This window comes from Aquisalibacillus elongatus (genome assembly GCF_003843875.1).
GTDB lineage: Bacteria > Bacillota > Bacilli > Bacillales > Alkalibacillaceae > Aquisalibacillus > Aquisalibacillus elongatus.
This window is the reverse complement of record NZ_RKRF01000008.1, coordinates 250,219-276,335: the sequence shown is the minus strand read 5'-3', so window position 1 is coordinate 276,335 and position 26,117 is coordinate 250,219. Positions and strand designations below refer to the sequence as shown.

Below are 26,117 nucleotides of genomic sequence, written 5' to 3'. Positions count from 1 at the left end.
AAACTCAGACCTACTTAAAGGTATAGTATTAGGATAGATTCATAAAAGAAACCCCAGCTAGAATCTATTTTAACTAGTAATCTAACTGGGATGTGGATTAATCACAAATAACTTCTCATTTAAATTAAGATCATGTAATCAAATTATTACTTATATTTATTAGGTACATCCAGTATATATAACTTATTACTGCCTGGTTGACCTACAGTAGTATAAGCAATTTTATCTTCTGTGGATGACCAAGAAAGTGAACCCACATTACTTTCTATTATCTTATCCTTTACTTGATCTTCTAAGGATAGAATAAATAAACCGATTCCCTTTTTATACGAACCTTCTCTAAATGCTATATATTTTCCATCAGGAGACCAAGTTAAGTTATCTAATATTTCTTCGTCACTTGAATAAATGAGTTTTTTTGTTTTAGTTTTAATATCATAAATAAAAATTTCTTTATCTGAGACATACCCAAAAACACTATCTTTGTTCGGTTGCCACTTAACATTGGTTCCTCCGCTAAACAAAAGCTTATCTTCATTATTATTCAAATCATACAATTTAACATCAAAACTGTTCTTTTCAACTGCCTTAACGGAATAAACCAATTCTTGATTTTTATTCCAAGATAGGGAGTTTAGGAATGGAAACCCTTCTTTAAGGTGGACATACTCGTTTTGATTGACGTCCCACAAGACAATAGAGCTTCTCTCGGTGAAATCTTTATATGGATCGCCACCCATAAATGTTAATCGATCCTTATTCCAAGCAAATTTGGTCCTAGAGATTGAATACTCTTCCATTGAATTATTTTCCCATTCATGGTGTTCTAAATCATAAAATGAAATAGTATCATCTACTTTAACTACAATACTATTACCGCTAGGGTGCCAAGCAGGATTTGAATGTACTCGATTGTTTTGACTGATATCCATCGTATTCAACTCATTTGTAGTTCCAAGTTCATTTTTTCCTTGACAACCAATTAATACAATTAATAGTAACATTGTGATTATTCTAAGCATGACGCTAATCTTCAAATAGTTCCCTCCAATCGTTATCTTTTATCCATAATGGGTAAGTAGCATTGTCATCCCATGTTGCAGGGTATTGTTTTGGATACTGTAAAGGACCATTATCTACTAGATAACCTATCCCACCCGCGAAAGATGGAGCATTACCTAATTGTGTTAAACCAACTCTAAAGAGAACCGAATCAATAAAAGCTTGTTCAGCAGGATCTTCAAGTCGTACAACCCCACGCTCATATAAAATAGAAGATGCATTATAAATGGATATATTATGCGCCATCCATAAACTATGCTGATGAGGATCTTCTATGAACTCTACCCAACCTTCTTCTTCTGGATTGGCAAGATCAGTTCTGTTTTCCTTAACTAACTCCTCAGCAATCATCATGTCTTTTATCATCTTGCCATTAGCTAATTTCCAATAATAAGATCCGCCTTCACCAGTCTCTACGTTACCTAATCTACCACTAGTGACTTCCCATTCCATAAAGCCCACTACATCTTTACCATAATTAAAGTTTAACTGTTTATTTTTATGTCTTTCAAAAAAGTCTTCTACCCATATTAATCTACTATTTGGTGTTTGAATTACTTCGTTAAAATTGTCTATTGTATCTGATATTATGATTGAACGTTCATCAACTTCAGATGTTATCTTATTTTCCTGAAGAACTCTTCTATTTTGCTCTGTCATCTGTTGAATACTTGCATGCTTTGTTTTCGCATTTGAAAGGTTGACCAAATCATTAAAACTGTCTGAGTCAAAACGACCTGTCTCAAAAACGCTTGGATATTGTTCATGAACCTCGTCAAAGGTCATGATACTAGATCCCGTCTTATATTGACTCACTGGAACGTTACCATGTTGGAGTAACCATTCGAGATTCGTTTTTAACATGTCCTCGGCGGTGATAGTTGTCTCGTAAAAATTTTCCGTGAATTGATAAAAGACTTGTTCTTTAGATCCACCTACGTCTTCATAACCGTCGCCGTTTTCATCAAAGTAACCGATGAGTTCGCCATCGTAGGTCCACTGTTCATAAAGCATTTGGCTCCATGTGATGGTTTTGGCCGATGACGTTTGGGTTTCCTTATAGTTCAGTTTTTCATCATCTAAGTCTGAGTAGTAACTATCTTCTTGGTAAGAATACTCCCATGTTTCAAGACGGTCGTCGCGCTCTTCTTGGCGATACAAATCATTGAAATTCGTGACCGCTGCACGGGTTTCACCTGTCAACGCTTCCGGCACATTCCCCGTCGGATCCCAGTAGTTCACCGGGTCATTCATGACGTACGCGTAACGGTTTTGCGATAATGGCGTGTCTAGGGTGCCTTGGTACGTATCCTCTTGTAAGAAGCGTCCGATTTTTGCGTCATACGTGCGGGCCTGCATGTCGATGAGGCCGGTGTCTTGATCGTATTGGTGGCCGGTATAGTTGTTCGTGTTGTATGGTGCTGTGATGCCAGTCATTAGGCCGCCAAAGGCATCGTAACGGTAGCGCTCGATGATGTCGCCGTGGCGATCGGTGAGTTCGCTGACGGATGACATGCCGTCATAGTGATAGTACATGAGGCCGCCCGTTGTTTTCATGCTTGGGTTTTGGCCTGGGATGCTGCGGCCATGATAGCCGAACATTTTTTGCGACACGACGCGGTTGTTTGGTCCCGTATGGTACTCGGCATATGGTGAGCCGGATGGGCTGTATTCTTTGTGTGTGACATGCGACTGGCCTTCATAGAAGTATCGACTTTCGACGACTTCCATCTTTTGTTTGCCTTTGCCGCGCTTCGTCAAGCCCCATGCGTTGCCTTGACCTGGGTGTTCCTCAAAGTTAGGTCCCTTGCCTTTACCTTTGCCGTTACCCTTACCATTGCCTTTTCCAGGTATATAACCTGGTCCGTGCCCTTGGCCTGGGTGTTCATCAACAATTGGGTTCCCAAGCTCGCGCCACATACCACTTTCACGTGTGGCTTTACGTCCTAAAGCATCATAGCCGTACTCGACATAACTTTCGTCGCCAAACATCACGGCACGTAGACGATTAGCGGCATCATACGTGTAGTCACGCTCTTGATCAGGTCCGACTTCACGAACGATGTTACCGTTTTGGTCATATTCGAATGTATGGTTGCCTGCTTGAGTTAACTGGTTATTGGCATTGTACTCGTATTCGGTGACCTCACCGTCCTTTGTTTCAGTTAGTCGGTTGCCTACCTTGTCGTACGTATATTCCACATGTTCTGCAGGTTCTACGTAGTATTTCGGCTCATTGAAGCCATAGTTTGAGTCGGTATCGTTTTCAGTTGCTTGGGCTGGTGTAATCGTAAATAGATTTCCAATCCAAGTGAATACACTCTTTATGGCTTTTCCAATACTTTTGAAGACTTTAACAACGTTATCTTTAGTCTTACCGAAGAATCCTTTTTCTTCTTCCTCAGACTCTTCTTCAGGTGTTTCTTCTGTTGTATCATTTGTTGTTTGATTTGTTGTTGTCGTATCTTCTTCAGGAAGCTCTTGACCTTCCTCATTTTCTTCTTCTGTAGATTCCTCTTCAATTCCTTCATCTTCAGTATTAGTTGCTACTGTTTCTGGTTCATCCGCTGGTGCATTAACGGTCACGACGTCTTCTGATTGATTTGGTTCCTCAACTTCTTCTGTTGATGATTCATTGTCTTGTTCATTTTCTACTGTGTCTTCGAATTCAGAAGGTGGTTCCAATTGTCGACGTGTTGGTGTTACTTCTTCATGTTCTTTAGCTTCTTTGGTCTCTTCTTCTTTTGGTTCATGATCCTGAGGTTCTTCAGTTGAATCCTCATCGCGATGGTGTTTACGGTTTTCAGGGAAGTAAGGTTCCGCTGAAAGATTTTCTAGTTTTTCCTTAGGATAATAGATATCTGTTAGACGGTTTAACGCGTCGTATTCATAAGTTGTTTCGGCACCGTCTTCTTCAATTTGTTTCGTACGTTTACCAGCAGCGTCATATTCGTAGCTGTATGAAGAAACAATCGCTTCTTCCATTTTGTTTTCGACGCTTGCCAAATGACCATCTGATGTATAGCTCTGTTCAACCGTATTGCCATTAGCAAGATTTTGTTGCTCGATGCGGCCTAAGGCATCATAACTGAACTGGCTGACGTTCTCTTCAGGGTCCATCATTTCAGTCATGAGATTACGATCATTATACTCATATTGTACCGTACGATCTTCACTGTTCGTTAAGCTTTGAATATTGCCAACTGCATCGTATGTGAAGTTTAATTTTTTATCGACATCAACATTATGTTGCTCTGTAATACGACCAAGGGCGTCATAACTATAACGATCCGTTGAATCAGGTGACTTCATCTCAGTTAGTCGACCCGCTTCATCATACGAATAGAATTGTTTTAACCCGTCCAAGTCAATTTTCTTAACTTGTCCACGTTTCGTATAGTCATATTCAATCGTTTGGCCGTTTCTATTAATCTCTTCTTTCAGCTGCCCTGCTGAGTCATATTGATATTGATGCGTATTGCCTAATCCGTCTGTTTCTCCTACGACTCTATTGTTTAAGTCATAGCTCCATTCTCTGGTGTTTTCATTAGCATCAATTTGTTTCGTCTGGTTGCCTGACGCATCATATTGATACTTTGTCACGCCATCTAAGGCATCCGTGACTTGAGTCATTTGATTGTTTGCATTGTACTTATAAGTTGTAGCTTGATCTAGTGGATCCGTTTCTTTTACTAAATTTCCAACTGAGTCATAGTTATACTCCCAAGTAGAACCACTTGGTGATTGTTCTTTGATGAGACGAGAGCGTAAATCGTATTGATACGTGCTCGAATCTCCTAAGGCGTTCGTTTCTTTTACGAGATTTCCAAGGGCATCGTAATTGTATTTCGTTTCATAGCCTTCTGCATCTACTTCTTTCACGAGACGATCTAGACTGTCGTATTGATAGTTTTGGTTACGGCCTAGTTCGTCTGTTTCTTTTGTTACGTTACCATTGGCATCGTATTCGAATTGCTTAGATTTATCTAGCGGATTCGTTTCTTCCGTGACCCAACCTTTAGGGTTGTATTGGTATTCCCAAGTTCGGCCATCTTCAGTCGATTGTTCTAGCATGCGGCCTAGCTTGTCATACTCGTATTCTGTTGCAAAATCTGTCGGGTCTAGTTCTTTTACTAGATTTCCGACTTCGTCATATTCCAATTGATTCGTATGACCAAGAGGGTTGGACGATTGTACCATACGGCCTAAGGCATCATATTGGTATGTCCACTCGCCACCTTCTGGGTCTGTTTCTTTAACGAGTTGTCCAGTTGAATCATATTCGTAAGTCGTTGATCCATCACGCGGTCCTGTTTCTTGAATTAATTGATCATTACCATTGTATTGATACGATGTACTGTTCCCTAATGGATCAATTTCTTTTGTTAGGTTTCCGACTGAATCGTACTCAAAATTTGTTTTTTGTTTATTGGCATTGATGACTGTTTTGACCTGATCTTGAGGGTTGTATTTATATTTTGCGATTAAGCCTAAGTCATCTTTTTCATTTACCATTCTGCCTAGAGCGTCATACTCGTAAGTTGTTGTATTCCCTAATGGGTCTGTGACTTGCTTAACTTGGTCTAGCAAATCATATTCGATGACTTGTTTGTCTCCTTCAGGGTTAGTAATGGTTGTGATACCTTTTTCATCGTCGTATTGATAAGTCGTTTGGTTCTCTTTGAAATCTGTTTCTGTTAATACGCGACCTAAGGCATCAAAGGAAGCTTTTTGTTCGTTACCTAGTACATCTTTAAAATTAGTAACATTACCTAAAGCATCATATTCATAAGATTCTGTTTGACCTAGGGCATCGGTAACCTTTTGCACACGACCTAGTTCATCGTATTGATACTTAGTTGTGGCACCTTTTGGATCAACAATCTTAATGGCTTGGCCTAATTCGTCATATTGATAAGTCGTTTCATGACCTAAAGGATCTGTAACTTTTTCAACTTCACCAAGTACTGTATAGTCATACTCTGTGACATTTCCCTTAGGATCGATTTCTTTTTTAACTTGATCATAGACGTTGTATGTCCATTCATATGTGTTGCCTTCAGGTCCAGTTTCGGAAACAACATTACCTGCTTCATCATAACTGTATGTCGTCGTACGGCCTTCAGCGTCTGTTTGTTTCACTTCACGTCCTAAAGCATCATATTCCCAAGTCGATTCACCACCATTTGGGTCTTTCATATATTCGACTTCACCAGTTGGGTGATACTTGTAAGTTGTAACTTGGTCTAGAGCATCGATTTGTTTACTTAATCGACCTGCGTCATCATATTCATTCGTTGTGGTGTGTCCTTTAGCATTTGTTGTTGTTTTTTCGCGACCCATGACATCGTAAGTAAACTTAGTCTTAGCACCGCGATGGTTGATGGTTTCTTTAAGCTCACTATATTGGTTATATTTATATTCAGTTGTTAAGCCAAGAGCGTTTGTTTCACTCGTCAAGCGCCCTTGGTCGTCGTACGTATAAGTGGTTTCGTTACCATCCACATCAATTTCTTTAACAAGCTGATCCAAGTTGTTATACTCGCGCTCAGTTGTTTGACCTAAAGGATTTGTCGACTTTATTAAACGTCCACGGTCATCGTAATCGTAAGATGTTTCGTCACCTTTTGGGTTAACGGTTTTCGTTAGACGATTATCCTGGTCATAATGGTAAACAGTATGTTCACCATCTGGGCGTTCATAAGTGGCAGTGTTATTCGGTTCGTCGTAATCCCACGTATGCTTTCGTTCGCCCTGATCTGTAAATTGAGTTAACCTTCCGTAGTCATCGTATTTAAAGTGAACGGCTCTTCCAGCTGTGTCGACTTGTTTAGTTATTTCATTTTTATTGTTGTAATCAAACGACGTTGTTTGTCCAAGAGCATTTGTGATGACTTGAACTCTTCCTGCATCATCATACGTGTATTTCGTTGTCTCATTTAATGGGTTTGCGACTTGTGTCATTCGACCTTGAGGATCGTAAGTATAAGTCGTTGTTTCGCCTTCACCATTTGTTTGAGACTTTAACCAGCCCGCTTCATCATAGGTGTAAGATTCAGTTGATTGATCTGGCAGCGTCTTCTTTACTAGGCGCTGATTTTTATCATATTGATAATGCGTGGATGCTCCTTTTGGATGTTTAACCTGAGATAGTTCGCCATTGTTGTTATAAATATATTCAGTGACGTTACCATCCGAGTCTTTCCACGTTTTTTGGTTGCCAACTAAATCGTAAGTCCAAGTATTAACTGTACCAACAGGGTCAACGACTTTTGTACGGTTCCCTACCTTATCGTAATCAAATGAAATCGTACGACCATATTGGTCTTCGATATTGCTAATGTTACCCCGTTTATCATACTGGTACTTAAAGACTTTTTCTTGGGTACCTGTCTCAATAGATACTTTTTTAACTCCGAATGGGCCGTACTCGTAGTCAACCGTTTCATTCGGTCGTTCTACATGAGTCGCCCGTCCTAAAGCATCTCTTGTGAATGTTGTTGTTTCTTCTTGTGGATTTGTAATGGTTTCGATATGTCCGAGAACGTTATACGTATAGTCTGTTTTACCTGATGGACGTATAATCTCATCAACTTGCCCTTTATTGTTATACACATAGGTTGTCACACGTCCGATTGGGTCTTTAATCGTTTTGATGCGACCTTGGTCATCATAGGTATAGCTTGTTTTTACCCCATCACCTTGGTCTTCTGTTAAAATGTTCCCTCGTGCATCATAGGTGTATGTTGTTGTGGCACCGTTTGGCAAAATTTCTTTAGTCACTCGACCTAAGTCATCGTGTTCGTACTTCTCTTTTTTGCCAGTTGGGTCGATGACTTCTTCTACAAATCCTTGATCATTGTAGACCATTTCGGTGGTGTTACCTTCGACGTCTGTCATGTGTGTCATTTGACCACGGTCATCGTAATCAAATTTTACATAAACGCCTTCAGCATCCGTGCGTTTAACGAGGTTTCCTTTTTTATCGTATTTAAATTTTGTTTCACCATTTTTTGGATCAATGATTTTGGTCGGTTGTTGCCATTTATCATGATATTGTGTCTTCGTAACGCCTCCGGCTAAATTGGCTTCTTTTGTTTGGTTACCATGATTATCATACTCATAAGACATGGTACCTTGAGGCGTCGTCATACTTTTGACATTTCCATCGTCATCGTAAGTGTATTGCGTTTCTTCGTTTAATGGATTAACCGTACGTGTAATGAGTTGGTCATCGTTATACTCATATACCCACTCATTTTGATCGATGTCTTTTACAGTTGTCGTGTTTCCAGAATAAGACAAGTTGTAATAAACCTCACCATACATCTCGACTTTAGTCACTTTGTCGTTTGAATTGTATGTGAAGCGCATTGTTTCGCCATCTTTTGAATAAGATGTCATTCTGTGGTTCGCATCATAGCCATATTCTAAAACAGTTCCGTCTGCTCTGTTGACCTTAGTCAGACGATCTTTTGAATCATACTGGAAGTTAATTGTACGATCATATGGATCTTCTATTGAATCAAGATAGTCGCCATTCCAATTAAATGTGATGGTGCGACCAGTTGTGTCGATTACTTGAGTCAGGTTACCGTCTTGGTTGTAGTCGTATTCAAATGCATTACCATAGCGATCCTCAAATCGAATCACTTTACCTTTGCGCGGATCGAAGTCATATTCATGATCTTCTGGTTGCTCATAGTTAGGGCTATCAGGATCTCGCCAAGGCGCATAGTAACCGTTATAAGTTATTTTAGATCCATCTTCTTTGGTTACGATATACGTGTCATCTTCTTCACTAACACGTGTTATGGTTGAACCGCTTTCACTTTCTTCATAAAAACCTTTATGTAATTCATAGTTGATAAGTGGATCGTTGTCATAGCTTGTAATAGCTCCATCCTCGTCATCCATGACAAAATCATATGAGTGCACACTTCCGTCTTGACGAGTTTCAGCTAAATGAAATTCAGCATATAAACGTAGCTCTGAATCTATATTCGGCTTCCACCCTTTTCCTAACGACGGTAAATCCTGAGGGTTTTCTGGGTCGATGAGGTCCTCGATGAAATTGCGCTCAAGAACATAATCCGCCCCTATGCCTGGTAATTCTAGATCTATCGTATCTAAATCTAGTTTTCCAGTTGCTAGGTTTACAGGGTGATCAAAATTCTGGGTTGGAATATTTTCTGAAGAAGTGTCCTGTTCTCTGTGGTTGGGAGCGGTGGTTGGCTCCATGTCCCCCTGCATAGCAGGTGGAGGAGTTGGTCGTAGATTCTTAGATGGGTTAGGTAGTGACACTGGGTCTTGACCAATCTCTGGCATAAAATCTAGTATGGATTCCGGATTCATGAGGTCTGATGACTTGGTGCTTTGTTGATCAGCATTAAGATTAGGTCCCACACTGTTTGGATAAATCGGTGTGCTTGTGAACACTAGTAAAATAGCTAGTAAGCTGATCATCACTTTTTTTGATAAACGTCGAGCTTTTTTCAGCAAAAAAATTCCCCCTTTTTAATTAAGGCAAATCCTAAAAAGGGGGAGCGCTTTGAAAAATGTATACTAATCCTCATTTTTGCAACCCAGCCGCCATAGCAAATGATTCTGCTTTAGACCTGTGGCTTTGCGTCCCCGCCTTTCAGCGAGTTTGCCCTTTTAAAAATGACTATTTTGTTTTTGTAGTTCTATTAAACTAGAATAAATTCCCTAATAAGTAAAATCCAACACATATATTATAAAACTATTAACCTAATGTCAAGCTAATTTTTTACAATTTTCAGCAAAAATAGAACTAATCGCTTGATGTGACTAGGGTCATTTTGTAGAAATTTTTGTTATAGTCCAACAGATATTGGTAGTCTGTTTGCGAGTTGTAATTTAAGTGGTACTTGATCCTCTTGTGACTTCCGCTTTTTCGGTAGTTTTCTTTTTTTAGTAGGTAGCGAGCGACCTCAGTGGACGTTTGAAGCCAATAAGCGGCTTCGGTCGTGGTGATCTCTGGGCCAAATAATAGTTGGAGATCTTTAAAGGTATGGATGTGGTTGTTTAGGGATTTGTTGTGGCAACTTGGGCATACCCATCCCCAGCCTTGACGTTTCGGGCTTTTTTGCAAACAGTTTTCGCATATGCCGCCCGGTTCAAAATCGTCGAAAGTCAGTTGGTATTGACTTAATACATCAGGATTTGGAATGGTGCTTGCTTTTATAAGTTGACTGGCGATTTCATCTCGATTTTTAATGGTTGGTGCATTGCGGTAGTGGTTTTTCAGTTTGTAATAGATGTGGCTAAGTACATACGGGTAGATTGTTTTAGGGTGTTGGTTGTGGAGTTTTACATTGGGGTTCACGAAGACGACGAGAGTCTCGACTGGGACTTTATGCCCTCGGTGGTTGAGCCAGTGATTTAGTTGGCGGGCTTGTTTCTCTACTTGGACGATTGGGCACTGGTAGCGCTTTTCTTCGTTTTGGTAGCTTTGGCGCATGATGCCTGCTTCATGTTCGAGATAAACGTCGCCACGTAAGTTTTTAATTTCAAGCGCGAGGAGGAATTTTTCTAATAGCAGTAGAGTGTCGATCTCGAAATGCCAGGTTTTAAACGGTATGTAGAGGTTGTGGAGCTTGTGGTATGGATCGAGTATGTGATTGATATGAAAGTCGATTGACAGCTCACCCTGATAGCCAGAGCTGTAGGAGGCAATGTCCTGTTCGAACGTTGGAATGATTGGGTGCTTGCGCCTGATGTAGCGCTTCGCTGCAATGAGTTTGAGTAGTTTTACAGGTATGACGTGTGGCTTTTCCATATGCGTACCTCCTTTTTTATTTAGTTATAGCAGGGTGGATTTGTCGTGTAAAGTGTGCGAAAATGCGATTTTCTCTAGAGGAAATTGTGATTTTCAGCGTGGTTTTGGCTTGTTTTTGATGATTTTCGTGAAGAAAATTGAAAAAAGGTAGAAATGGAATTTTTGTTGTTTGTGGTGAAATTTTTATGGGGGATGGCGGAATTTTTTGGTGGGATGCTGAAATTTTGAACCGGGATGCTGGAATTATTGCTTCGTGAAGTGGATTTCTGCTGGGGCGGAGCATGCATCCTGAAATTTTTCCTGGCTATGGCGAAATTTCTCGGGCCAATGCTGAAATTTTGAACCTGGATGCTGGAATTCTCGCTTGGTGAAGTGAATTTCGGCTGGCCCGGAGCATGCATCCTGAAATTTTTTCTGGCCATGGCGAAATTTCTCGGCTCGATGCTGAAATTTTGAACCTGGATGCTGGAATTCTCGCTTGGTGAAGTGAATTTCGGCTGGCCCGGAGCAGGCATCCTGAAATTTTTTCTGACCATGGCGAAATTTTTCGGCTCAATGCTGAAATTTTAAACCATGGTGCTGAAATTCTACCCCAATATAATGAAAAACTCCCGCCGCGGCGGGAGTTTCCTTATTTTCTTACTATTTTGCGTGATAGGTCGTCGAATAGGGTGTAGACGACTGGGATTAGGACGAGCGTGATGAGCATGGAGAACAGTAGGCCGAAGATGATGACGACGGCTAGTGGTTGTTGAGCTTCGCCGCCTTCGCCTAGGCCTATTGACAGTGGGATCATCCCTAAGATGGTCGTTAGTGATGTCATTAGGATTGGGCGCAGACGGTTGCCTCCTGCTTCAACGATCGCTTCGAATCGTTCAACGCCTTTTCGTCGTAGGATGTTAATGTAATCGACTAGGACGATGGCGTTGTTGACGACAATTCCGGCGAGCATGATCACCCCTATGAATGCCGGAATGGATAACGGCAAGCCTGTGACAAACAGGCCGAGAATGACTCCGATAATCATCGTTGGTAATGAGAACATGATGATAAACGGATGTAAGAAGTTTTCAAACTGCACAGCCATGACCGCGTACACTAGGAAGATGGAGAAGACTAGCGCAAGGGCTAAGTCGCCGAATGCTTCCATCATATCCTCGGCTTGGCCGCCGATGTTGTAATCGTATCCCTCTGGTAATTCGAGACCGCTCATTCGGCTATCGATTTCGTTTGTGACTGTACCAAGGTCGCTTCCGACTAACTCAGCTGAGACCACAACGCGTCGCTGCTGGTTTTGACGGGTTAACGTGACTGGACCTTGAACCTGCTCTAGAGACGCGACGGTTTCAAGTCGAATTTGGTCACCAGATGGGGTCGCAATTTTCAAGTCTTCAACTTCTTCGATCGTATCGCGTTCGTCTTTTGGCGTTAAAATTCGAACGTCCAATTCTTCGCCTTCCGTTCTAAATTGGGTCGCGATTTGACCGTTTAGTTTCGAGCTGATTTGCCCCATGATTTGTTGATATGTCATGCCGTACTCAGCCGCCGTATCTTCATCAACGACGATTTGCATCTCAGGGCGGCCTTCGTTAGCAGACGTGCCAGGGTTATGAACGCCTTCGATGTCACTAATGATGGTTGTTACTTGATCGGCGAGTTCTGTTAGGACATCGTGGTCAGGTCCATTTAACTCGACTTGAATCGGGTCACCACCGCTAACGGAGGCGCCAAGAACGCTTACGCTTATATCGGCTCCAGGAATTTCTTGTACTTGTTCATCCCATTTTTGCATGACTTCTTCGGTTGAAACGTCACGTTCACCTTTTGGCACGAGTTGCACCATGTAGGATGCGGAATTCGTTGTCGAACCAAATGACATTCCGCCTCCGGAGCTTCCAACTGAGCCATAGCTTGATTCAACGATTGCATCGTCTTTTGCCATGACATCATTGACCTCTTCGACCACATCAAGTGTCGTATCTAAGTTGGAACCAGCTGGTGTTTCAACGCTAACTTCGATTTGGCCTTGGTCGGCTTCTGGAATGAAAGCCAAGCCAAGTCTTGGGATTAACGCCAAGCTTGCGACAATGACAATGGTTGTAATTAAAATGGATGTTTTTCTAAATTTCAATGCTCGACTGAGTATGCCTTGATACATTCCAATGATTTTTCCGAGCAGACGGTCGAACCAGTAACGACGACCGTTTCCATCGCTTAATTTTTTCAACATTTTAGATGACAGCATCGGAATTAATGTCAGTGATGCTGCTAATGATGCGATCAGCGCAAAGGCCACGGTTAGCGCGAGCGGTGTGAAAATCTCTGATGCGATGCCGTCAACAAACACGATCGGTAAGAAAACGACTAAGGTCGTGGTTGTCGATGCAATCACGGCTGGTGCGATTTCAGACGCGCCGTGTTTAGCCGCTTCTTTCAGAGAATATCCCCGCTCCCTGTAGGTGACGATATGCTCCAGTATGACGATGGCGCTGTCGACCATCATCCCGATTCCGAGCGCCAAGCCACCCATCGTTAAAATGTTCACCGTTTCACCGGTAAAGTACATCAGCGTGAAGGTTGTAATAACCGCAATCGGAATCGATAAGCTGATGACGAGTGTTGCGCGTAAACTTTTCAGGAATAAAAGTAAAATAAGAATCGCAAACACGGCACCGAGTAATAAGTTTTGCACAACCGAGTCAATCGACATTCGGATAAAATCGGCTGTGTCAAACACGGTGTTAATTTCAACATTGTCAGGTAATTTTTCTCGAGCCTCTGATAAAGCGTTGTTGATTTCATCTGAGACGGCGACAGTGTTTCCGTCAGTCTTTTTCAAAATGTTCATGACGACTGCTTCTTTGCCGTTTACATACGATTCACCGGTTCTTTCAGTTGTGCCGCGCTCAACGGTTGCGACATCGGCAAGCTCGATAAACTCGTTTTGTGGCGTTTGGATCGACGTTTCACGAATATCATCTAATGATTCATATTCGCCCAAGATTCGGATTTGCAGCTCCTGGGTTCCGCGTGAGATGACACCTCCAGACATACTTTGATTGGAGCTTCGGACGGCTTCCATCACTTGTTGTGAGGATAAGCCGAATTGGTTAAGCCGCTCTTGGTCGAGCTCAACACGTACTTCTTCACTAATGCCGCCTTCAATACCTACTGAGCCGACGCCTTGCTGTCGTTCAAATAACGGCTGAATTTCTTCTTCTGATAAGCTTTGTAAAGTAGCTTTATCATCGCCTGTTAAGCCAACCCACATGACTGGCATTTGCTGCGGGTCAAACCGAAGGACACTGGGTTCTCCTGCTCCGTCAGGGAGAAAGCCTTTCACTTGATCGACTGACTCCCGTACGTTGAGGAGGGCGTTATCTAAGTTGGTATCGGTCGAAAACATCATGACGACGAGTGAGTTTCCAGGCTGTGATTGGGCTTGGATCGTGTCAATTCCTTCGATCGTCGCCACGGATGATTCAATTGGTTTCGTCACGAGCTCCTCAACTTCTTGCGGCGCTGCTCCTTCGTAGTTCGTTGCGACTACGGCAATTGGTAAATCGATGTCAGGATATAAATCAACAGATAAATTTCGAAATGAGACAAATCCTAGCGCTAGGATGGCCAGGATAATCATCGTCACCCCAACTGGGCGCTTGATGGACGATTCAACGAGGCGCATTATTGACCCTCCTCTTGGATGCTAATTTTCTGCCCGTCAGATAAGGTCAACTGGCCGCGCACGACGACAGAGTCACCTTCTTCGAGTGAAGTATCTTCAGCCGCTTCAATCGCTGTATTTGCAGATTGCATGTTAATCACTTCAACCGGAACTTCGGCGGCTTGCTCCCCATCGACTTTATAAACGACCGTTCCGCCTTCGCGCTCAACGACGGCTTCGGTTGGAACCGTAAGCACATTTTCTTCAACAACGACGTTTAATAAAACTTGTGCGGTGACACCGGATAAAATGCTATGATTTTCATTATCGATTTCCGCTTCTATGGTGAATGTTCCGGTTTCACCAGCTGAGCTAGGAATTGACGTAACCGTTGCCGTTCCTTCTTCACTTAATTGTGAAACAGTAAAGTCAATTTCGTCGTCTACGGAAAACTTGCTCAGCTCACTAGCTGGCACATTGAATGTTAAGTTTAAAGGATCGATGGCCACAACGACAGCTGCTGGGTTTTCCGTCGTAATAGCACGACCTTCTACCATGTTAAGCTGTTCGATTTGACCATCCATTGGTGCTTCTAACTCTTGGCGTCCGTATTGTGGATGAACGATTTCAGCTAACACATCCCCTTCTTCAACCGTATCGCCTTGTTCAACTAGTAGCTCATCAACTTCGCCAGCCATTTCAGGAACAACTGGCATTTGATCGCTTGGCACCATTCGCCCGACAAACGTGCGAGTTTCAGTAAAATCTGTTTGAACGACTTCATCAATTTCAACTGGGATAGCCGTTGTTTCTGTTTCTTCCTCTTCAGGTTCTTCGTTGCAAGCAACCAAAGTGATTGCAAACGTCAATAACGTTACGAGTAGAATAAATTTTTTCATGAATCATCACGCTCCAATGTTTTTTCAAGTGTTAAGACTTCGTTATATATCGCATCGAATTTTTTCAAATGCTCGATCATCGAATCAATGATGATTGATTGCGGTTCTTTTTTTGTAACTTCTTGTTCGATGACATCTAGTGCTTCTAAAGCTTTATCTTTTTCTTCAGAGATGGCACCTTGAATGATCTGCCTAATTTTACTGATGAGTAAATCATGATGTCTGAACACTTGTGGCAAATCTCGGATGGCGGTTTTATCTTGATTTTTCATCATGCCGTAACAAACGTCATCCAGTCGATTCACGATAAAACGCGGCAGCACATCTAAATCCAGCGTTTCAGCATCGACAACCAGCCAGCTTGAGTAGCTATGGATGATCCCCTCAAGCATGACGGCAGCGTCATTTTCGTAAGGTCGAATGTCCTCGCCATATACCGCGAGAATATTTTCTTTCGACCAATCGAAGTTTTGTTGACGCATTTGAATAATAAATGACTCCACATCGTCAACCAGCGGTACTTGATCGCGCAATAGCATGATGAGAAATGGTTTGTGGTCGACTAAAAACTGAAAGTAAATATCCAGTTGTTTGATCAGAACTTTTCTCGGATTAGATTCAACTTTCGCTTCATTCATTTTTTCCATAATGGTGACAAAATAGTAATCATAAATCGAAACCATTAGATCTTCTTTTGATTCAAAATAATTATAAAATGAGCCTTTCGCGACGTTGGCTTCATTGACGATCTGCTGGACTGACGTCGAGTGAAACCCCTTCTTCGCAAAAAGCTTAATACTGCTTTCAATGATTTGCTGTTTCTTATCTTGCATACGACAAGCCTCTTTTCTAATAGAATGACCAGTCAGTCATTTTCCACTATACGTTAATTTTACGCATGCTACAACTGGTTTACATGATATAAATTTGAACATCTTTTGAACTTCGTATAATGAGATTTTTCTATCGCGGGATTTTCGCGTGGCTTAGTGGAATTTCTTCTGGCTATGCTGAAATATTTCCGTCTGATGCTGAAATTCTGATCGTGTATTCCGAAATTCTCGTGTGGGCTCCAGCTTATACTGAAAGTCTTACATTGCTTGGCGAAATTTCTTCGGGCCATACTGAAATTTTATCGCTTGATGCTGAAATTTTGACCGCACATACTGAAAATCTGCTGTATGATCATTCTTACACTGAATTTTTCTGACAGCTTGACGAAAATTCCTCGGTCTATGCTGAAATTTTTCCATCCGATGCTGAAATTCTGCTCGGGTATGCTGAAATTCTTGTGCGCGCTCCTGCTTATGCGGGAATTCTTTCGCTGTTTGGCGAAATTTCTTTGGACGATGCTGAAATTTTGAACCGGCTTGCTGTAATTCTGCTCGAAATTGACAAAATAAAAAAAGCTCGCCCCTCACTTTTACACGTAAAAGGTCGGAGCAAGCGCTTTATGAGATATATTGTTCTTTTATAAAGTAACCAAACACGAATGAGGCGAGGAGTATTTGGTTTTGCATTCTGGTTGGTGGTATCTCGACGCGATAGGTTTGATCATTGTAGAAAATTAATTCGGTTTCGTTTTTGTTTTTCGAGAGGTGTTGAATTTCTTTGACATGGCAGTAGGCTATCCAGGTGCAGTAAGGGTCTTTCACTTTTTTGGTGGGCATTAGGATGATGCCTTTGTAGGGTTCGACTGGGATGGGGAGCATCACTTTTTTCCCGGTTACATGTTCTGCTGCTTGCTTTCGCCCTTTGAACGTTGCGGCGCCTTGCTTGATGCATGAGGAGTCAATGATTTTCAGCGGTGTTTGCTTGCACAAGTAGACTTCGTCACGTTCGTAGATCTTTGTTTGATAAATCGGATCATAATTAGGCGAAATGACCATTGTTTGGTTGGTGATGGTGTAAGTATCGACTTTTTTCGAATTGACCATATTTCATTTCCTCCTTCAAATCATCTCAATTTGTCAATCCAAAGAAAATTTTACAATAATTTATAATATATTGGCAATATTTTCTTTACATTTTCTATAAAAAATTTAGTTAGTTTGCCCCACGATTTAAATTTTGTTGTGTTTTGTCGATAGAATACAAAAGGATCTAGTGAGGTGATGAGATGGATGTAGCTGCAGCTTCGGTCGTCATGAATCAAGCGCAACTTAAGCAGCAGGTCGGCGTGAGCGTGATGAATCAGGCGAAGGACCAAATGCAGATTCAATCTGAAGGCTTGCAAAAGCTTATGGATTCCGCCCACCCTAACCTTGGAAATCGTCTGGATGTAAAGGCGTAAAAGTAAAGCTTTCGCGAATTTCGCGAAAGCTTCTTTTATTATTCTTTTTCGTCTTCGTTCATACCACCGTCATTGTTGCCATTCTCAGGGTCGTCCATGTCATCTTGCATTTGATCTTGCTCGGACTCACCATTGCCACCATTCATGCCACCGTTTTCTTCATTACCGTTGTTGCCATCATCCGGCTGTTCTTGGTCTGGCTCTTGTTCTTCAGTGGCACAAGCACCAAGTGTTCCTAATACTAATAATGCTGCCATAAAAAGCTTAAGTAATTTCATCCTTTTGTACCTCCTAAAGTTGTATTCCTCGAGCATAGTGTTACCATATTTTTAAGTTTTATCATCAAATTGGTAAATTTTTTTGTGAAAACAGAAAATCCTTGCCATCCTGTTGGATAGCAAGGATTACTTACTTCTCTTCATTCGGGTCAACGACTGCGAACATAATTTCAGCTTCGCATGCCATCTCGCCATCGACTGTTGCTAATGCTTTGGCTTTTCCGATTGGGCCTTTTAAGCGAAGCATTTCGACTTCTAGCTTTAGACGGTCGCCTGGTTTTACCTGGCGTTTAAAACGGCATTTATCAATTCCGGTGAACATGCCGAGTTTGCCTTGGTTTTCTTCCTTTTGCAAAATGGCTACCGCACCTACCTGGGCTAGCGCTTCTACAATAAGTACACCTGGCATGACCATATACTCTGGAAAATGGCCTTGGAAAAATGGTTCATTTGCCGTGACATTTTTATAGCCGACTGCTCGTTTTCCTTCTTCTAATTCGTCAACTTGGTCGATTAGTAAAAACGGATAACGGTGTGGAATAATCGATTTGATCTGTTCGATATCTAACATGGTTTTCCTCCTTAAGATACGGGCTCACCTTGAATGTAATCCCAGATGTATCTCCAGAATTCGAGTGATCTTACGGTATCTGGGTCTTCTCCTTCGCCGAGTGATGAAAAACCAAAGCCCAGACCTACATAAAACGCTACAAAACAAAGTGCGATTACAATGATAACGCGTAACCAAACGGGAATAAATCGAATACGAGTGCTGATAAAACGTCTTATAGGGCCTTTTTGCTTATCTTTTTTCTTTTCTTCTTTTAGTTGTTTTTTTCTAAGTTTTCTTTTTTTTGTATCTTCAGCTGATGATGAATCAGTCTGATTATTTTTATTCTTATCTTCTGAAGCCATGTGTAAACCTCAATTCTTTCAAACGTTTAGTCCGCCTCTATTTTATTAAAAATTAAGAGCGCATGCTACCGATTAATCCCATCATTTGATCACCAATGGAAATAGATTGTGAATTAAATGAATAAGCGCGCTGTGCTTCCGTTAAATCTGTGAATTCTTTTGCCATATCTACATTTGACTGCTCAAGTGCAGAAGGTTGTAAATTGGCTTCTTGGGGTGCAATATTTTCAACCAATGCTTCTGCAGGGACTTCTAGGTCCGCTTCATTGATTCGAAATGCATTGTCACCTGTAGCTTCTAGGACACGTGTGTTCTCAATATCCACCACTTGAAGATTGGCTTCAACTTGTGTTTCATTTCCACGTGTCACTTGCACGCCACCTTCTTCGGTCAATTCAATGTCATCAAAATTACCCTCTAAGATGATGGGACCGTTCTGGCCGTGTGCAGGTGTTCCGTCACTAGTGGTTAGCATTACCTCATTATCGTTAACGGGTTGTATATAAAAGTTCCCCGAACGTGTAAAACGAGTTTCACTTTCACCATTTTCTAAGGGCGCATTAATTGCGAAAAATCGATTTTCATCTTGAATGGCTACATCTAATGGTCGACCGGTCTCTTGAACCGTTCCAGGGTCTAAGCTCATACTCGTATGTGCTAAGCGTGCGCCAGAACCTACACGAATTCCTTCTGGTGTCATACGAGGAGATTCAGCATCCCCACCATTCATATTATTCACTTGTTGGAATAATAAAGATGAAAATTGCGCTTGTCTTGACTTATATCCGTATGTATTAAGATTGGATAAATTATTAGACGTTAAGTCCATTCTTTGTTGCAGCTGATTCATCGTTGAGGCAGCGTTTAGCATATTACGCATCAGGAATGGCCTCCTTTATATTAACGTAAGCGGCCAATTTGATTGGCAGCCATGTCCATGCTTTGGTCGTAGATTTTGGTCACTTGTTGATTGATTTCAAATAAACGATATGATCGCATCATCTCTGTCATCGTTTGTTGTGGATCAACATTGCTTCGCTCAAGTTGACCTTGTGAAACACTAAAATCCGCGCCTTCTACCGCACGCGCATCTTGTACCGCTACATCGCCTTCATTTTGAAAAAGGTTGTCTCCTTCTTTAACAAAATCATTGGCGTTAGGATGATAAGCGATGCCAAGTAGCGTATTATCAAACGGCGAGATGACTTGTCCGTTTTCCGTCACTTCAAACTGCTCTGTTCCTGTTTGAATTCGCTCGTTGTTTTCATCTAACACATAATAGCCTTCAGATGTCGTTAAATACCCTTCTCCATCCACTGTGAAGTTTCCGTTACGGGTAAAACGTTCCTCTCCATCACCATTTTGGACCCGGTAAAATAAAAATCCTGTCTCATCAGGAACTTCTTGATTAACTAGCGCCAAATCTGTTGAAATACCTGTTTCGCGCAAATCACCTTGCTGAAACAACGGAACATCTTCTTGCATGTAGACACCAGAATTAATTGAACCGAGTGTTTGGTTATTGGGCAAGGTTAGATTATTTTCAGTCGGAATTTGCTTTTGGTCATAAGCACGCATGAGCATTTCCGGAAACGCGCGAAAAGTCGAACGATCCGATTTATACCCTGGTGTTAGAGCATTTGACATATTATTAGATAATGAATCTTGATAACGTTGTTGCGCAATCATGCCGGCCCCTGCTGCATTATAGCCTCTTAGCATTAGGTGCGCCTCCTTTTAGTTAATAGTGAATCAAGGCAAAAATGCCTTGATTCGTATCGATTAACCGATTTTTGCAATTTTATCGATGTTCTCTAGCATCATACCTGTACCTCTTGCCACGCAGTGCATTGGTTCTTCAGCAATAAAGACAGGTACTTTAAGTTCTTCAGCCATTAGCTGATCTAAACCGTCTAACAATGCACCACCACCTGTTAAAATGACACCGCGGTCAATGATATCTGCGGATAATTCTGGTGGAGTATTTTCTAACACTTGTTTTGCTGCCTGTACGACAAGCGCAACGGATTCGCGTAACGCTTCTTCAATCTCTGCAGAGCCAATCGTAATCGTACGTGGCAATCCAGACACTAAGTCACGGCCGCGGATATCAATTTCTTCTTCGCGGTTACCTTTAAAGACAGTGGCTACATTAACTTTAATGTCTTCAGCGGTACGGTCACCGATTAATAATTTATATTTGCGTTTAATGTATTGTAAAATTTCTTGATCTAACTTATCACCAGCAAGTTTAATAGACTCTGATGTGACGATATCTCCCATCGATAACACGGCAATATCAGTCGTTCCACCACCAATATCAATAACCATATTACCGCTTGGTTGGAAAATATCCATTCCAGCGCCTACAGCTGCAACTTTTGGTTCTTCTTCTAAGTATACTTTCTTACCGCCACTTTTTTCTGCCGCTTCTTTGATCGCTTTTTGTTCAACCTTCGTGATGTTGGTTGGGCAACAGACTAAAATGCGTGGTTTTGAAAACATGCCTTTAACGTTAATTTTCCCAATGAAATAGCGTAACATAGCTTCGGTAACGTCAAAGTCAGCGATTACACCATCTTTTAACGGACGAATCGCTTCAATATTTCCTGGAGTACGGCCAACCATGCGACGAGCTGCATGACCGACTTCTAATACTTTCCCTGTATTTTTATCCATTGCCACAACGGATGGTTCGTCTAATACAATGCCTTTACCTTTTACATGAATCAGTACATTCGCTGTACCTAAGTCAATTCCAATATCTCTTGCAAACATGGATTAATTGATCCCCCTACGCGTGCGAAAATATAGTATTCTATTGTAATATTTTATCACTTTTTGTGGTGGCTGTCACTTTGTTTTTTAGTTAATTTTCAAACACATTTTCAAGTCAATATAATACTAATTCCTGCTACTCGCACGACTTTGAGAATCTTCCTCTTGCTCACCATCTGTTGACTTTTCATCCTTTTCTTCAGAAAGTTCTTGATCTTCACGCTCCTGTTCTACCTCCTGGTCACGATTAGGTTGATTTGTGTTCTTGTCCTCTAAGTCATTGGATTCTTGAGACTCAGAATCAGGTTTTCGTTTTTCATTTTCTTGGGATGTCGTTTCTTCTGTAGTCTCTGATGTCTCTTTTGAATCCTTAGGGGTTTCCTCTACATCTCCATTTTGTTCAGGTGTTGCCTTCGACTTATCATCTTTTGAACCTGGCTGTTCTTTATTTTCTTGTTTAGTATTTCCCACCTCTTGATCAGGCTGCTGCCTAGTATCTTGACGTTCATTATGTTGCTCACTAGCATTTTGTTCTTTTTTGGAACCTGATTGGGTCTGATTTGATTTTCCATTTTGAATCTGACCGTTCGGTTTGTTCTGTTCTGATTGCAGTCCTTTCTTTTCATCGCGTAGTTCATTCAGTTCCTTAATTGATAGACCTCTGACTTCATCAACGTGTTTAACCTTATCTTGTTTTTTTAATTGGTTATAAAAATCCATCTGGTTGACTGTGAGATTAAGTTTTTCAGCATTTTCATAAACTTCATAATCGACTTGATTTGTGAATACTTCTGTTTGGTCTTGCTCAAATTCCGCTTCAATTTGTTGTATAACATCTTGGTGATGCTCTATGTTATTTTCGATTGATACAATGGAAGTTGAAATAGTCGCAACCTCATCGTCATTTATATAATCTAGTTCCGCTAATTTATGATGGATTGCTTTTACCAAAGAAGTAATATGTTGGTCATGTTCTAGGCCTCTTAAAACATCACGACCATCTTCGTTCAACCCTTTCATTCCTAACACCTTATCTTGCTCACCTACTTCAATCTCAATACTTGGGTTTATATCCATTACCATAAGGTAGGATGGTTCATTTGTTTCACCAGAGGACAGAACGTATACCAAGATTGATACTATTAAAATACTAGCGAGTGAAGCATACTTAGTTATATTCATATACGAAAAGCCTTTTTTCTTTGTAAACTCATATTGTTCTCCGATTGAAGGGTATTCACCGCTTCTAGGGATATTTTTAAAATTCCCGTCATCTAACATTAAAACAATAGATTCATCTGTAAGTTTAATGACGATGCCTTTTTCTTTATTTAGATGTTTCATACGTTGCCCCCTCCTTTCCTTCATGGTCAATGAGTTGTGATAAATGTATCCAATTGGGGTGAAGCTTAATGACAACTAATGTAATAAGGTATTTTCGATGTCGTTCAATAGTTTTAGAACTATATGGAACTAACTTTGTCAATTCGGATATCGGCAACCTTCTTTTCTGGTATAGGGATTCTAAACATGTCTGGTTTTTAATGAGCGCTGTTGCTATCTCTAAAAGTATTTTTTTGGTCTTTTTATGAGTAGGTGTGTATTGCTCTAATTCCTCAAATACTATTCCAAACTTTACTAACTGCTGATTCAAAGCTAAAATTTCTTCTATGATATCCTCATTTTTTTGTTGGCTTTCATGTCTTTCCATAGAAGTTTCGATTTCAGCTAATGTACTTTCAGATTCAGGATTATGGTTAAAAGATAAATGCTTTTCTTTATGTTCGTTTTTGAAATAATCAACTAAATCTCTTTTTATAATTAAATATACATAATTTAAAAACGTTCTACCCTGATTTGGTTTATATGTATCAATCGCCTTATTAAGTGCTATTAAACCAATGCTCGTCTCATCATCACTCCATGTCACGAACCGTTTACATATTTTACTTACAACGTTTATGACATATGGTTTGTAGTGTTGAATTAATAGTTCTCTTTCAATTTCATTTCCTTGGTTTGCAAGTTTAAGTGATTCGTTAAGCTGATGTGAGTCTTTCATTCTAATCCCTACCTCAATTAAGACGATTATAATTAATTTTCAGATTACATGATTGAACATTAGAGGTAAAGACACGTTTAACTTTATACACAAATCAGGCAACAACTCTTGAGCTGTTGCCTGATTTGTTTAAGTTATGGTCTTTGATCACCTTCTGAGTCTGCATTCCCTCTCTCTTCCGTTTCGTCAGTATTTTCATTTGCTTGGCTTTGAGCACCTTGCTGATCCTCTTGTTTTGCATTGGATTGCTTTTCCTCAGCTTGTTCTTGTGCTCCAGTTTGCTTTTCCTCAGCTTTTTCTTGCGCTCCAGACTGTTTTTCTTCAGCTTTTTCTTGCGCTCCAGACTGTTTTTCTTCAGCTTTTTCTTGCGCTCCAGACTGTTTTTCTTCAGCTTGTTCCTGTGCTTCCGCTTGCTTTTCTTCAGCTTGTTCTTGCGCTTCTGCTTGCTTCTCTTCAGCTTGTTCTTGCGCCTCTCTTGCTTTTTCTTGAGCTTCCGCTAAATTTTCCATAGCCTTTTCTTGATTGTCAATGGCCTGTGAAATTCCTTCTTTAGCTTCTTCTGGTAGATCTTCTTTTTCTAAAAGGTCTTGTAACTCACTATTTCTCTCAACAGATTTTTCTGCTACGACTTCTTCAACTTCCGAAGAATCTTTTTCGTTTTCTTTCATTTCCGCAACTACTTGGCTGATTTCATTAAGATGTTCTTCATAATCTTCAAGCAGCTCCTGAGATTTCTCGCTATCTCCTTCTTCTAACACGAGTTCAGCTTCTGTAATACGTTCATCTGCATACTGATTTTGTAGAAGGACTTTTTGTGCCTCCTCCTCAGTCAACTCATATTCAGCATCTTCTAAGATTCTACTAAAATCGTAAACTTCTGAATCCGGACTCAATGCACTTTGGTCCTCAGCCGCTGCAACTAAAGTGCCTACTAATAATATAGCTGATAAAACCACCGTACTAATCATTTTTTTCACATTAATCATCCTTTCAATTTAATATTTTAAATTTTGTTCAAAATTGTTAATCTGACTTTCTTTCTCCTTCATTTCACTAGTTGGAGCTACAAATGATAACATTATAACTTCATCATCTCTTTGCTCGAAAAACACATTTGTCTGCATGCTTTCTTCATTATCCGTTTTATAAGATAGGTGACCATTTTCACTTGTTATAACTACGGAATTCCCAGATCCCGCTATTAACTCTTCCTTTAATTCGTCTATTGTCTTGGATGTCTCAACAATACTTATGATAGCTTGTACACCATTTGTTTCGAATATGGCGCTATAGGGGTTACTCTCTTCTGTTTTAAACTTCCAATTCTCTAATTGACTAACATACACACCGTTAGACTCGTTTTCATACATATATTCCTCATCATCTGACGAATTTGCTTCATCTGTTTTCTCGGCTTGTACATCATTATTTGTTTCTTCTGTTGTTTCCCCTTGGTTATCCTGACATCCTACGGTAAATATAAGGCATAATAAATATAATATAAGTGCTTGTTTGAATATCATTGATGTCCCCCCTTTAAAAAATAAAAAAGTCTAACATAAATGTTAGACTTTACTACCTTTTGTACTGGCAGCTGGCTAACATCGAACGTTTCACGTTCATTAGTCCCTATAGCTTTGCGTCACCACCTTTCAGCGGTTTTGCCTTTTTCATATGTTATTTGTCTATCTATACGATGTTTTGTCAAAATTTTAGGGGGTATTATCATTTTTTTAATCATTAATTTATAAAAGATAGGAAATGTGCTAATCTTTTATTAGCAAAGTACATTATAAAATTAATCAAACGTTTGTTTAACTGACTTAAAAAATCAAGCAAACGTTTGATTGATTTCCCAGGAGGAAACATCTATGGACCGAAAAACAATCGTAGTCATAGTCGCTATCATCATTCTAGCTATTACTAGCTACTTTTTAAACCAAGACGATAACGATCAATCGAATCACTATTACATGTTTAAAATGGATGAAAAAAGTGAGAGTTGGGAACTTGATCATTATACGGTTGAATTGGTTCCAACCTACCAGATTGCTGGTTATGGGGAGTTGAGTTTTGTTGGTGACGAACGTAATGTCGCAACTGAAGTTGACCTTCAAGTAACGGCCTATCTTGAAGAGGGAATAGAAATTCTTCTGCAATCAAAGACTTATGATTTTGATGAACCAACTGAATTATCAACGTTAAAAACGGATAGTACAGAAACGGACTTTTTTAAACCGAATGGGGACCCAGTTATTTTCGATGAAATTAAAACGATCGAAGCCGTCATTCATTGGTCAGATGGGGATCAAATTTTCCAAGAGGAAATGGAATTGTACAATAAATACGAACGGTAAGACAATG

The 26,117-nt window shown here is 40.5% G+C and carries 20 protein-coding genes and 2 riboswitches; of the genes, 3 read left to right on the top strand and 17 right to left on the bottom strand.

Annotated features, from left to right (window positions below):
• Positions 1-146 precede the first annotated feature (146 nt).
• The 6 genes from EDC24_RS06545 to EDC24_RS06520 form a co-directional block, all read right to left on the bottom strand.
• The gene (locus EDC24_RS06545; RefSeq protein WP_124220893.1) at positions 147-1,037 is read right to left on the bottom strand and encodes a WD40 repeat domain-containing protein; all 891 of its coding nucleotides are present in this window, start codon (positions 1,035-1,037) and stop codon (positions 147-149) included.
• Positions 1,027-9,564, bottom strand: coding sequence for an RHS repeat-associated core domain-containing protein (locus EDC24_RS06540; protein ID WP_124220891.1), 8,538 nt, complete (start codon positions 9,562-9,564; stop codon positions 1,027-1,029). Before EDC24_RS06540 ends, EDC24_RS06545 begins: the two co-directional genes overlap by 11 nt.
• A 74-nt stretch (positions 9,565-9,638) precedes the next feature.
• Positions 9,639-9,727: riboswitch (cyclic di-GMP riboswitch) on the bottom strand.
• Positions 9,728-9,856: 129 nt separating this feature from the next.
• On the bottom strand, positions 9,857-10,864 hold the full coding sequence (locus tag EDC24_RS06535; RefSeq protein ID WP_124220889.1) for an NERD domain-containing protein: 1,008 nt from the start codon (positions 10,862-10,864) through the stop codon (positions 9,857-9,859).
• Positions 10,865-11,495: 631 nt separating this feature from the next.
• On the bottom strand, positions 11,496-14,549 hold the full coding sequence (locus EDC24_RS06530; protein WP_124220887.1) for an efflux RND transporter permease subunit: 3,054 nt from the start codon (positions 14,547-14,549) through the stop codon (positions 11,496-11,498).
• Positions 14,549-15,427, bottom strand: coding sequence for an efflux RND transporter periplasmic adaptor subunit (locus tag EDC24_RS06525; RefSeq protein ID WP_124220885.1), 879 nt, complete (start codon positions 15,425-15,427; stop codon positions 14,549-14,551). Before EDC24_RS06525 ends, EDC24_RS06530 begins: the two co-directional genes overlap by 1 nt.
• Complete coding sequence (locus EDC24_RS06520) at positions 15,424-16,260, bottom strand: TetR/AcrR family transcriptional regulator (RefSeq protein ID WP_124220883.1); 837 nt, start codon at positions 16,258-16,260, stop codon at positions 15,424-15,426. Before EDC24_RS06520 ends, EDC24_RS06525 begins: the two co-directional genes overlap by 4 nt.
• A 119-nt stretch (positions 16,261-16,379) precedes the next feature.
• On the opposite strand from EDC24_RS06520, the gene EDC24_RS15145 reads away from it, so the two are divergent.
• Complete coding sequence (locus tag EDC24_RS15145; RefSeq protein WP_170158482.1) at positions 16,380-16,637, top strand: hypothetical protein; 258 nt, start codon at positions 16,380-16,382, stop codon at positions 16,635-16,637.
• Positions 16,638-16,878: 241 nt separating this feature from the next.
• Here EDC24_RS15145 and EDC24_RS06515 read toward each other — a convergent pair whose 3' ends face one another.
• Entirely contained in the window at positions 16,879-17,364 is a 486-nt protein-coding gene (locus EDC24_RS06515) for a competence protein ComK (RefSeq protein WP_124220881.1), read from the bottom strand.
• 182 nt (positions 17,365-17,546) lie between these two features.
• On the opposite strand from EDC24_RS06515, the gene EDC24_RS06510 reads away from it, so the two are divergent.
• Positions 17,547-17,720: a YjfB family protein gene (locus tag EDC24_RS06510; RefSeq protein ID WP_124220879.1), complete on the top strand. Its 174-nt coding sequence runs from the start codon at positions 17,547-17,549 to the stop codon at positions 17,718-17,720.
• A gap of 38 nt (positions 17,721-17,758) precedes the next feature.
• Here EDC24_RS06510 and EDC24_RS06505 read toward each other — a convergent pair whose 3' ends face one another.
• From EDC24_RS06505 to EDC24_RS06460, 10 genes are all read right to left on the bottom strand, one after another.
• On the bottom strand, positions 17,759-17,998 hold the full coding sequence (locus EDC24_RS06505) for a hypothetical protein (protein ID WP_124220878.1): 240 nt from the start codon (positions 17,996-17,998) through the stop codon (positions 17,759-17,761).
• A gap of 130 nt (positions 17,999-18,128) precedes the next feature.
• On the bottom strand, positions 18,129-18,569 hold the full coding sequence (gene fabZ, locus EDC24_RS06500; protein ID WP_124220876.1) for a 3-hydroxyacyl-ACP dehydratase FabZ: 441 nt from the start codon (positions 18,567-18,569) through the stop codon (positions 18,129-18,131).
• Positions 18,570-18,580: 11 nt separating this feature from the next.
• Positions 18,581-18,913 (bottom strand): DNA-directed RNA polymerase subunit beta, encoded by a 333-nt coding sequence (locus EDC24_RS06495; protein ID WP_124220874.1) that lies wholly within the window; start codon positions 18,911-18,913, stop codon positions 18,581-18,583.
• A gap of 52 nt (positions 18,914-18,965) precedes the next feature.
• Positions 18,966-19,793: a flagellar hook-basal body protein gene (locus EDC24_RS06490; RefSeq protein ID WP_245998000.1), complete on the bottom strand. Its 828-nt coding sequence runs from the start codon at positions 19,791-19,793 to the stop codon at positions 18,966-18,968.
• A gap of 20 nt (positions 19,794-19,813) precedes the next feature.
• Complete coding sequence (locus EDC24_RS06485; RefSeq protein ID WP_124220871.1) at positions 19,814-20,635, bottom strand: flagellar hook-basal body protein; 822 nt, start codon at positions 20,633-20,635, stop codon at positions 19,814-19,816.
• Positions 20,636-20,695: 60 nt separating this feature from the next.
• Entirely contained in the window at positions 20,696-21,691 is a 996-nt protein-coding gene (gene mreB, locus EDC24_RS06480) for a rod shape-determining protein (RefSeq protein ID WP_124220869.1), read from the bottom strand.
• A gap of 126 nt (positions 21,692-21,817) precedes the next feature.
• Positions 21,818-23,035, bottom strand: a complete 1,218-nt coding sequence (locus EDC24_RS06475) for an anti-sigma factor domain-containing protein (protein ID WP_170158481.1) — start codon at positions 23,033-23,035, stop codon at positions 21,818-21,820.
• On the bottom strand, positions 23,019-23,753 hold the full coding sequence (gene sigI / locus EDC24_RS06470; protein ID WP_124220866.1) for an RNA polymerase sigma-I factor: 735 nt from the start codon (positions 23,751-23,753) through the stop codon (positions 23,019-23,021). The genes EDC24_RS06475 and sigI overlap by 17 nt, the downstream gene beginning before the upstream one ends.
• Before the next feature lie 134 nt (positions 23,754-23,887).
• On the bottom strand, positions 23,888-24,721 hold the full coding sequence (locus EDC24_RS15140) for a DUF5667 domain-containing protein (protein WP_245998040.1): 834 nt from the start codon (positions 24,719-24,721) through the stop codon (positions 23,888-23,890).
• A gap of 27 nt (positions 24,722-24,748) precedes the next feature.
• Entirely contained in the window at positions 24,749-25,276 is a 528-nt protein-coding gene (locus tag EDC24_RS06460; RefSeq protein WP_124220864.1) for a hypothetical protein, read from the bottom strand.
• Between the two features lie 63 nt (positions 25,277-25,339).
• A riboswitch (cyclic di-GMP riboswitch) is annotated at positions 25,340-25,429 on the bottom strand.
• Positions 25,430-25,624: 195 nt separating this feature from the next.
• Between EDC24_RS06460 and EDC24_RS06455 the strand changes: the two genes are divergently transcribed.
• Entirely contained in the window at positions 25,625-26,110 is a 486-nt protein-coding gene (locus tag EDC24_RS06455) for a hypothetical protein (protein ID WP_124220862.1), read from the top strand.
• Positions 26,111-26,117 lie beyond the last annotated feature (7 nt).

Coding starts and splice junctions, on each gene's coding strand:
- EDC24_RS15140 (WP_245998040.1), bottom strand. CDS start 24,721: ATGATTAGTACGGTGGTTTTATCAGCTATATTATTAGTAGGCACTTTA.
- EDC24_RS06495 (WP_124220874.1), bottom strand. CDS start 18,913: ATGGCTTCAGAAGATAAGAATAAAAATAATCAGACTGATTCATCATCA.
- EDC24_RS06490 (WP_245998000.1), bottom strand. CDS start 19,793: ATGCGTAATATGCTAAACGCTGCCTCAACGATGAATCAGCTGCAACAA.
- EDC24_RS06525 (WP_124220885.1), bottom strand. CDS start 15,427: ATGAAAAAATTTATTCTACTCGTAACGTTATTGACGTTTGCAATCACT.
- EDC24_RS06505 (WP_124220878.1), bottom strand. CDS start 17,998: ATGAAATTACTTAAGCTTTTTATGGCAGCATTATTAGTATTAGGAACA.
- EDC24_RS06475 (WP_170158481.1), bottom strand. CDS start 23,035: ATGAAACATCTAAATAAAGAAAAAGGCATCGTCATTAAACTTACAGAT.
- EDC24_RS06535 (WP_124220889.1), bottom strand. CDS start 10,864: ATGGAAAAGCCACACGTCATACCTGTAAAACTACTCAAACTCATTGCA.
- EDC24_RS06510 (WP_124220879.1), top strand. CDS start 17,547: ATGGATGTAGCTGCAGCTTCGGTCGTCATGAATCAAGCGCAACTTAAG.
- EDC24_RS06520 (WP_124220883.1), bottom strand. CDS start 16,260: ATGCAAGATAAGAAACAGCAAATCATTGAAAGCAGTATTAAGCTTTTT.
- EDC24_RS06460 (WP_124220864.1), bottom strand. CDS start 25,276: ATGATATTCAAACAAGCACTTATATTATATTTATTATGCCTTATATTT.
- fabZ (WP_124220876.1), bottom strand. CDS start 18,569: ATGTTAGATATCGAACAGATCAAATCGATTATTCCACACCGTTATCCG.
- EDC24_RS06455 (WP_124220862.1), top strand. CDS start 25,625: ATGGACCGAAAAACAATCGTAGTCATAGTCGCTATCATCATTCTAGCT.
- EDC24_RS06515 (WP_124220881.1), bottom strand. CDS start 17,364: ATGGTCAATTCGAAAAAAGTCGATACTTACACCATCACCAACCAAACA.
- EDC24_RS06485 (WP_124220871.1), bottom strand. CDS start 20,635: ATGCTAAGAGGCTATAATGCAGCAGGGGCCGGCATGATTGCGCAACAA.
- EDC24_RS06530 (WP_124220887.1), bottom strand. CDS start 14,549: ATGCGCCTCGTTGAATCGTCCATCAAGCGCCCAGTTGGGGTGACGATG.
- EDC24_RS15145 (WP_170158482.1), top strand. CDS start 16,380: ATGAGATTTTTCTATCGCGGGATTTTCGCGTGGCTTAGTGGAATTTCT.
- sigI (WP_124220866.1), bottom strand. CDS start 23,753: ATGAAAGACTCACATCAGCTTAACGAATCACTTAAACTTGCAAACCAA.
- mreB (WP_124220869.1), bottom strand. CDS start 21,691: ATGTTTGCAAGAGATATTGGAATTGACTTAGGTACAGCGAATGTACTG.